Origin of the sequence: Micromonospora endophytica, assembly GCF_003236305.1 — a bacterium.
Taxonomy (GTDB): domain Bacteria; phylum Actinomycetota; class Actinomycetes; order Mycobacteriales; family Micromonosporaceae; genus Micromonospora; species Micromonospora endophytica.
The window spans coordinates 1-1,550 of the sequence record NZ_POTX01000451.1 but is presented as its reverse complement, the minus strand read 5'-3'; the positions used below and the strand labels follow the sequence as shown (position 1 = coordinate 1,550).

3 protein-coding genes are annotated in these 1,550 nt (G+C 70.1%); all 3 read left to right on the top strand.

Going from position 1 to position 1,550, the window contains the following annotated elements; translation table 11 throughout:
* The first annotated feature begins 85 nt into the window (after positions 1 to 85).
* The gene (locus tag C1I93_RS30405; protein WP_111246671.1) at positions 86 to 769 is read left to right on the top strand and encodes a FadR/GntR family transcriptional regulator; all 684 of its coding nucleotides are present in this window, start codon (positions 86 to 88) and stop codon (positions 767 to 769) included.
* Between the two features lie 35 nt (positions 770 to 804).
* The gene (gene mscL, locus C1I93_RS30400) at positions 805 to 1,266 is read left to right on the top strand and encodes a large conductance mechanosensitive channel protein MscL (RefSeq protein WP_111246670.1); all 462 of its coding nucleotides are present in this window, start codon (positions 805 to 807) and stop codon (positions 1,264 to 1,266) included.
* An 81-nt stretch (positions 1,267 to 1,347) separates the two neighbouring features.
* Positions 1,348 to 1,550 (top strand): hypothetical protein (locus tag C1I93_RS30395; protein WP_111246672.1); only part of this gene is annotated, 203 nt, incomplete at its 3' end.

Sequence of the window (1,550 nt, the reverse complement as noted above, 5' to 3'; positions counted from 1 at the left end):
GAAGTGGCGGGGGCACCGGCGGGTGACGGGGGCATGACCTCGAACCTACAATCATGGGATGAATTCCTGCGAGAGGTTGTAACCAGTGACACCGTCGGTTGATTCCGCCGCCGTCCCACCCCGGGGCCAGCGGGTACGGGAGACGATCGCGCAGTTGCGTCAGCGGATCATGGCTGGTGAGTGGCAGGTGGGCAGCCGGATCCCGACCGAGCCGCAGTTGGTCGAGGCGCTCGGCGTCGGACGCAACACGGTGCGCGAGGCCGTGCGGGCCCTGGCGCACGCCGGGGTGCTCGAATGCCGGCAGGGTTCCGGCACCTACGTCGTCTCCACCGACGAGTTGGCCCCGGTGGTGGCCCGCCGGCTCACCGAGGACCGGACGGCCGAGGTGGTCGAGGTCCGCCGCGCCTTCGAGGTGGAGGCGGCCAGGCTGGCCGCGCGGCGGCGTACGCCCGAGGACCTGGCCGCGCTCGACGGCGCGCTCGACGCCCGCGAAGCGGCCTGGCGCGGCGGCCGGGTCGCCGAGTTCGTCACGGCCGACGCGGCGCTGCACACCGCGGTGGTCGCGGCGGCGCACAACGCCATGCTCGCCGAGCTGTACGCCTCCATCGGCACCGCGATCCGCAGCACCGTCGCCGAGGCGATGGGCGACGCGCTGACCCCGGAGCGCCACGTCGACCATGCCCGACTGGTGGCCGCGATCAGGGCCGGCGACGAGGAGTGGGCCGCTCGGGAGGCCAGCGCTTTTCTGGAACCGTCACCCGGGGCATAGGTTGTCCGCGACGATCGGACACCTCAGGAGTACGAATGCTCAAGGGTTTCAAAGACTTCATCATGCGCGGCAACGTCGTCGACCTCGCGGTCGGTGTCGTCATCGGTGCCGCCTTCACCGGCCTGGTCACGGCCTTCACCAACGCGTTCCTGAAGCCGCTGATCAAGTTCATGGGCGGCGGCAGGGACGAGTTCGCCGGCTCCTGGAAGATCGGCGACGACAACTTCATCACCTGGGCTGACTTCGTCAACGCCCTGATCACCTTCCTGCTCACCGCCGCCGTTCTGTACTTCCTGGTGGTGTTCCCGATGAACAAGCTCGCCGAGCGGCGTCGGCGGGGTGAGGAGCCGCCGCCGGCCGCGCCGAGCGAGGAGGTCAAGCTGCTCACCGAGATCCGCGACGCGCTCGTCGCTGCCGGCCGGACCACCCCGGCCCAGCAGCGGGGCGCACTTGACGACGTGCTCGGCCACCGGGAGGAACCGCCCACTCAGCGCTGAACCCGGCGCATGCACATCGGCCCCTGTGGGAATCCCGCAGGGGCCGCGCGAAATCGAACACATGTTCGATAGAGTCCCGCCATGGAGCAACGAAAGCACTGGTGGAACGGCAAATGGGGGCGCCTGGCCCGGCGGGACGTCTTCCTCCGCGTGGACGCCGACAGATGGTACGTCGAGCAACGCGCCGGCGGCGCTGAAGGCGCCTCCCGCTTCTACGAACACGACACCCTCGACGACGCCGAAGAAACCATCCGCGCCCTCCTCCACCCCGCCGACCCCTGGCG

Bases quoted from the DNA above. Each gene is read 5' to 3' on its own strand.
- mscL (WP_111246670.1), top strand. From the start codon at position 805: ATGCTCAAGGGTTTCAAAGACTTCATCATGCGCGGCAACGTCGTCGAC.